The sequence below is a fragment of the Neorhizobium sp. CSC1952 genome (assembly GCF_030378245.1).
Lineage (GTDB): Bacteria > Pseudomonadota > Alphaproteobacteria > Rhizobiales > Rhizobiaceae > Neorhizobium > Neorhizobium oryzae_A.
Genome location: NZ_CP128416.1, coordinates 1,758,399 through 1,765,000 on the forward strand (window position 1 = coordinate 1,758,399; position 6,602 = coordinate 1,765,000).

The window sequence follows — 6,602 nt, forward strand, 5'->3', positions numbered from 1 at the left end:
TGGGTGCAGGCAGAACCGGTTCTTGTCGCGGGATTGATCGAAGCCTGCCGCGCAACGATCGCGGCAAACAGCGACCATCTCTGTGGGCTCGATCGCGCGATCGGTGACGGCGATCACGGAACGAACATGCGCCGCGGCTGCGAGGCAGTCAGTGCGGAGGAAGCTTTCGTTTCGCTGCTCCCCTTGCCGGACGCGCTTGAGAAAATTGGGCTGACGCTCGTGATGAACATCGGCGGAGCGGCAGGCCCGCTTTACGGAACGCTGCTCATGGAGATAGGTCGCGAGCTCCGCGCGCTCGACGGCAAACAGGATTTCCCCTCGGCACTGAAGCAGGCAATTGACGCGGTCGCGCGTCGCGGCCGCTCACATGCCGGGGACAAGACCCTTCTCGATGTCCTGTATCCGGTCCAAGACGCACTCGCACACCGCTTACCTTTGACGGATATTGCACGTCAGGCCGCACTTTCCGCCGAGTTGACCGCTGCAATGAAGGCTATGCGCGGGCGCGCCGCCTATCTCGGAGACAGGTCGATCGGCCATGTTGATCCGGGCGCCTCAAGTTGTGCGCTCCTGACAGCCGCGATCTGCCGCTACCTTGAGGAGTACCGCCCGGTATGAATGGGAAGACGCCAAACGTTGGGATTGTAATCGTTTCCCACTCGCCGCTGATCGCGCGTGGGACTGCCGACATGGTGCGGCAGATGGCCGGCGACAGCGTACCGCTTGCCTGGTCCGGCGGCAACCGCCATGGCGAGCTTGGCACGGATGCCGGCGGCATTCTCAAGGCCATCGAGGAGGCCTGGTCGGAAGCGGGCGTCGCCGTCTTCGTCGATCTGGGTGGGGCTGAGACAAACAGCGAGATGGCAATCGAGATGCTCGGCCCGCCGCGATCGAAAAAGGTATCGATCTGCAACGCCCCTGTCGTGGAAGGAGCCGTCATCGCAGCGGCCGAGGCCTCTGGTGGCGCACCGCTAAGCAGGGTGGTTGCAACGGCAGAGGAACTGTCACCCCGATGAGTGGCGGGTTGCGCATAGGAAGCCGGGAGGCCGAGCAGGTGCATGCCAGTTGTCAGACTGAGGTCGAGGTCAAGCACGGCGTGGGACTGCATGCCCGGCCTTCCGTCACGTTCACGCGGCTGGCAAAATCGTTTCCTTGCTCTATAGAAGTCGCGGTCAATGGCAGCGACATCTGGCTGAACGGCAAGAGCATCATCAAGATCATGGGTGCGAGAATCCGAAAGGGTTCGGTCATCAAGATCCGCGCCGATGGAATCCTCGCCGAAGAAGCGATCCGTGCGCTGAAGGACCTCGTCGAGCGCAACTTCGACGAGGAAAAGAAGCATGGCCGCACCGCTTAGATTGAAAGCCACAAGCGCATCGCCAGGCGTTGCAACCGGGCCTGCCTATATAGCGGAGCCGCTGGCTGCCGCCGCGTCACCGCCATCAAACCTTTCCGGACATGCCGAGCTCGGCAATGCGATCAAAACAGCCATCCGCGAACTACAGAACCTTGCGGCCGGACCAGATCTCGAGGGCATGGATATCATCGAGTTTCAGATAGAAGTCCTGCAGGATCCGACTTTGACGGAAATGGCTGGCGCGCGGATCGACACAGGCGAGAACGTCGCATTCGCATGGGCCGGAACGCTGGACAGCTACATCCGTGAACTGGAATGCTCGGAAGAGGAGCGATTGCGGGCGCGCGCCGTCGACATTCTCGACATCAAGAATCGCGTCCTGTCGGTTCTCACGGGGACGTCGCTCGACGACTTTCCGGCCGGGTCCATCTATGTCGGAAGGGACATGGAACCGAGTCGCTTCCTCGCTCATGACTGGTCGGCAGGCGGCGGCATCGCCCTTTATGCCGGCAGCGCCGTCGGCCATGTCGCCCTGCTTGCCAGATCCCGGTCTGTTCCGATGGTAGTCGGCGTCGGCCAGTTCACGACGGAGGGACGCCAGCACATAGAGGTTGATGGCGATTCAGGTGTCGTCGTCCTTCAGACAGCCAGGGAGAACGCAACGCCGGCCCAGTTCGGCCATCCGGCGACAAGCACGGCACCAATAGCCGATAACGGTAGTCTGCATACGGCCGACGGTGAGCAGGTACTGTTGTCCATCAACGTCAACGCTCCCGGTGAAGTCGATTCGATCCCTGCCGCAACAACCGCTGGCATCGGGCTGATGCGCTCGGAATTCGCGGTGACGTCCCTCAGTGATGCCGCAAACGAGGAAAAGCAATTCGCGATCTACCGCCGGCTCCTGGATTGGGCGGATGGCCGAACGGTAACGGTCCGTATGCTGGACATCGGTGGCGACAAGCCGCTCGCCGGCCTCACCGGAGCGTCTTCCTTGCGTGGCGTCCGCCTTCTCCTCGCACGGCCGGAAATTGCGCGTGTCCAGGCCCGCGCGCTCCTGCGCGCAGGAATCTTCAGCAATCTCCGCGTCCTGCTGCCGATGGTGACCTTTCCATCCGAGATCGACGATCTGCGGCAAATCTATCGTGAAGAAGCCAGTGAGCTTACGCGCCGCGGCGTACCGCACGGCATCCCACCGATCGGAATGATGGTGGAGGTTCCGGCTGCAGCTCTCATGCTCGACCGGTTCGAAAGCGCAGACTTCTTCTCGTTCGGTACAAACGACCTTACGCAATATCTTTTCGCTTCGGCACGCGAGGATGCCGGCTTCGCTCCTCATCAGGGCCGCACGGTGCCGGCCGTGCTGCGCCTGCTGTCGCAGGCCGTGAAGCTTGCCGGCAGCAAGCCGGTCAGCATCTGCGGCGACATGGCCAGCGATCCATCCCGGACCGCAGATCTTCTTGCCGCGGGCATACGTCATTTTTCCGTGGCGGCAGCTCGGCTTCCCGCGATAAGATCGGCAATCGTCGGTCTGAATGCCGATGGGACAAAGGCAGCCGGAGAATAAGATGGCGCGCGAAGACACCGAAGACGCCATTATCGCCTACAAGTCCATTCTGGCGCAAATCATCGACAACCGGCCGTCCGGAACACGTCAACGGCTGGCCATGGAACTGGGCAAGCACCGCAGCTTCGTGACACAGATAACAAGCCCGACCTATGCGACGCCGCTTCCTGCCCGGCACCTCGCGACGATCTTCCGGGTATGCCATTTCAGCGGCGCCGAACAGGAGCGTTTTCTGCACGCTTACCAGGCCGCCCACCCAGGTAAGCTGCCGGAGCTTGGCACCTCGGACAAACTGCGGCACCTTTCGCTGATGGTCCCCGATTTCGGCGACGAGCGACGCAACCGGCTGCTGGAGGAAGCAATCGCGGATCTTGTGCTGAAGATTGCTACACTTTCCCGGCCGCCGGAGTGAACATGGGCATTGCACATAGGGCAACAGGACTGAGATGATCATCGCCTTGGGAGGGGCTTGATGAAGAAATTCATGAACACGGCGGAGACCATGGTCGCTGAAAGCATGGAAGGCTTTGTGCGCGCCCATGAGAAATTCGTTGCGTTCGGCATCGACCGCAAATGCATACGCCGTCGCCACCTGGTTCCCGGAAAGGTCGCGATCATCTCGGGCGGCGGCGCAGGCCACGAGCCAATGCACATCGGCTTTGTCGGTCACGGCATGCTCGATGCCGCCTGTATCGGGCATATTTTTACATCTCCGACGCCAAGCCAGATCCTCAGCGCGATAGAGGAAACAGACACGGGCGCCGGGTGCCTGCTGGTCGTGAAGAATTATGACGGCGACGTGATGAACTTCGAAATGGCGGCAGAGATGGCGGCCGACCGGCACAGCATTGAAATCGTTCTTGCCTGCGACGACATTGAAACGGTGAGAGCCGGCGAGGGTCGCGGACGGCGCGGCGTTGCCGGTACTCTTATCACCGAAAGGCTGCTTGGCGCCGCAGCAGAGCAGGGTGCGCCGCTCTCCGAGCTGAAGGCCATCGGCGACAGCCTCTCGCCGCGCATTCGATCGATGGGCGTTGCTCTGACGGGTGTAGCAGTGCCGCACACGCAACGCACAACGTTCACGCTCGGATCGAACGAGATGGAAATGGGCGTCGGCATACACGGGGAGCCGGGCCATTCAAGAGAGCCCTTCGCCAAAGCCGACGCGATCGTCAGACATCTGAGCGAAACAATCGTCAACGACATCAGGCAGGCCACGGATAAAGGATTGTTACTCGTCAACGGACTTGGCGGCACGCCACCGGCCGAACTCTATCTCGCCTACAATATTGCTCACGAGTTCATGGTCGCGCACGGCCTGCGGATCCAGCGCTCGCTTGTCGGCACTTATGCCACGTCGCTCGACATGCAGGGCCTTTCCGTCACGCTCGCCTTCCTCAGCGACGAGGAGTTTTCTCTGTGGGATTCGCCCGTTTCAACCGCTGCATTGCGCTGGGGCTGCTAGATCCTCGGCCCTGTTACCAAAGAAAAAGCCCGCGCGGGGCGGGCATTTTGTTTGGTTGCGGGGGCAGGATTTGAACCTGCGGCCTTCAGGTTATGAGCCTGACGAGCTACCGGGCTGCTCCACCCCGCGTTATAAGGTTTTTGCCCTGGGCAAAATACCGGTGCGGTAAATCCGTGCGGGATTTATCGCGGCGATGTGAGTGCGACGCACTTACATCTACTGCCGGAGCAAGTTGCGGAGCAACTTGTCTCCTGTAAGGAGGGCACCGGCAAGATCCTGTGCGCTTCCTCGCATTTCAGTTTGTCTGCCATGTGCCCCAAAACGACAAAAGCCGCCTTTGGGGCGGCCCTTGGGATCGGCCAGGGGCCGTTGTTTTCGTGCGAGAAGATTATTTGATCCACATTTCCATGTGGCATTGCCTTTAACAGACCTGGCAGCGACCTACTCTCCCGCGTCTTGAGACGAAGTACCATTGGCGCAGGGGTGTTTCACGGCCGTGTTCGGAATGGGAACGGGTGCAGCCACCCCGCAATGACCACCAGGTCGATTAAGGGCAATGTTTGTTTGAGAAGCTGGAGACTGTCAGGCCTTAGTCAATAGGCATTAGGCAATAGTCTTTTTTGAACACGTCCTGGAGCGGACCGAGGCTACTGCCTACTGCCTAACTCCTACTGGCTGCTCATGAGCGGACGAACGCTTTGCGTTCGCCGCGAGATGAGCATGAACAATGAGAACGATCAAGCCGATCGAGCGATTAGTACCGGTAAGCTTCATGCATTGCTGCACGTCCACACCCGGCCTATCAACGTGGTCGTCTTCCACGGCTCTGATAGGGAATACTCGTTTTCAGGGGGGTTTCCCGCTTAGATGCCTTCAGCGGTTATCCCGTCCATATATAGCTACCCTGCTATGCCCTTGGCAGGACAACAGGTCCACCAGAGATATGTCCATCCCGGTCCTCTCGTACTAGGGACAGATCCTGTCAATATTCCTACACCCACGGCAGATAGGGACCGAACTGTCTCACGACGTTCTGAACCCAGCTCACGTACCGCTTTAATTGGCGAACAGCCAAACCCTTGGGACCTGCTCCAGCCCCAGGATGCGATGAGCCGACATCGAGGTGCCAAACAACCCCGTCGATATGGACTCTTGGGGGTCATCAGCCTGTTATCCCCGGCGTACCTTTTATCCGTTGAGCGATGGCCCTTCCACGCGGGACCACCGGATCACTATGACCGACTTTCGTCTCTGCTCGACTTGTCAGTCTCGCAGTCAGGCGGGCTTATGCCATTGCACTCGACGAGCGATTTCCGACCGCTCTGAGCCCACCATCGCGCGCCTCCGTTACTCTTTCGGAGGCGACCGCCCCAGTCAAACTACCCACCATACACTGTCCCGGACCCGGATGACGGGCCGCGGTTAGACATCCATGACGATAAGGGTGGTATTTCAAGGATGGCTCCACGAAGACTGGCGTCCCCGCTTCAAAGCCTACCACCTATCCTACACATGCCGACACGAATGCCAGTGTAAAGCTATAGTAAAGGTGCACGGGGTCTTTCCGTCTGACCGCAGGAACCCCGCATCTTCACGGGGAATTCAATTTCACTGAGTCTATGTTGGAGACAGCGGGGAAGTCGTTACGCCATTCGTGCAGGTCGGAACTTACCCGACAAGGAATTTCGCTACCTTAGGACCGTTATAGTTACGGCCGCCGTTTACTGGGGCTTCGATTCAGAGCTTGCACCCCTCCTCTTAACCTTCCAGCACCGGGCAGGCGTCAGACCCTATACGTCGTCTTTAGACTTCGCAGAGCCCTGTGTTTTTGATAAACAGTCGCTACCCCCTGGTCTGTGCCACCCCAAAATGGTTGCCCAAATTGGGGTCACGCTTCTTCCGAAGTTACGCGTGCAATTTGCCGAGTTCCTTCAACATAGTTCTCTCAAGCGCCTTGGTATACTCTACCTGACCACCTGTGTCGGTTTCGGGTACGGTCTATAAGGTGGAGCTATTTCCTGGAACCGCCCCACTGCCCACCCAATCCAATAAGGATGAACAATTTTTGCGATCCGTCACTACCACCAGGCCCACGAATATTAACGTGGTTCCCATCGACTACGCATGTCTGCCTCGTCTTAGGGGCCGGCTAACCCTGCTCAGATTAACTTTAAGCAGGAACCCTTGGTCTTTCGGCGAGAGGGTCTCTCACCCTC

6 protein-coding genes, 1 tRNA gene and 2 rRNA genes (1 of these 9 only partly in view) are annotated in these 6,602 nt (G+C 59.4%); 6 read left to right on the top strand and 3 right to left on the bottom strand.

The window, feature by feature from the left end; all coding sequences use genetic code 11:
* Positions 1-3: 3 nt before the first annotated feature.
* From dhaL to QTA58_RS08895, 6 genes are read left to right on the top strand one after another with little or no spacing between them, the layout of a single operon-like run.
* Positions 4-618, top strand: coding sequence for a dihydroxyacetone kinase subunit DhaL (gene dhaL, locus QTA58_RS08870; protein ID WP_289672493.1), 615 nt, complete (start codon positions 4-6; stop codon positions 616-618).
* On the top strand, positions 615-1,016 hold the full coding sequence (gene dhaM, locus QTA58_RS08875; RefSeq protein WP_085419909.1) for a dihydroxyacetone kinase phosphoryl donor subunit DhaM: 402 nt from the start codon (positions 615-617) through the stop codon (positions 1,014-1,016). The genes dhaL and dhaM overlap by 4 nt, the downstream gene beginning before the upstream one ends.
* Complete coding sequence (locus QTA58_RS08880) at positions 1,013-1,357, top strand: HPr family phosphocarrier protein (RefSeq protein WP_289672494.1); 345 nt, start codon at positions 1,013-1,015, stop codon at positions 1,355-1,357. The genes dhaM and QTA58_RS08880 overlap by 4 nt, the downstream gene beginning before the upstream one ends.
* Positions 1,341-2,921 (top strand): putative PEP-binding protein, encoded by a 1,581-nt coding sequence (locus QTA58_RS08885; protein ID WP_289672495.1) that lies wholly within the window; start codon positions 1,341-1,343, stop codon positions 2,919-2,921. The genes QTA58_RS08880 and QTA58_RS08885 overlap by 17 nt, the downstream gene beginning before the upstream one ends.
* A gap of 1 nt (position 2,922) precedes the next feature.
* Positions 2,923-3,333 (top strand): hypothetical protein, encoded by a 411-nt coding sequence (locus tag QTA58_RS08890; RefSeq protein WP_289672496.1) that lies wholly within the window; start codon positions 2,923-2,925, stop codon positions 3,331-3,333.
* A 60-nt stretch (positions 3,334-3,393) separates the two neighbouring features.
* Entirely contained in the window at positions 3,394-4,386 is a 993-nt protein-coding gene (locus QTA58_RS08895) for a dihydroxyacetone kinase subunit DhaK (RefSeq protein WP_289672497.1), read from the top strand.
* A gap of 52 nt (positions 4,387-4,438) precedes the next feature.
* Here QTA58_RS08895 and QTA58_RS08900 read toward each other — a convergent pair.
* From QTA58_RS08900 to QTA58_RS08910, 3 genes are all read right to left on the bottom strand, one after another.
* Positions 4,439-4,515, bottom strand: a tRNA-Met gene (locus QTA58_RS08900).
* Positions 4,516-4,814: 299 nt separating this feature from the next.
* Positions 4,815-4,929: ribosomal RNA gene (gene rrf / locus QTA58_RS08905) — 5S ribosomal RNA — on the bottom strand.
* Positions 4,930-5,119: 190 nt separating this feature from the next.
* A 23S ribosomal RNA gene (locus QTA58_RS08910) occupies positions 5,120-6,602 on the bottom strand (it continues 1,397 nt past the right edge of the window).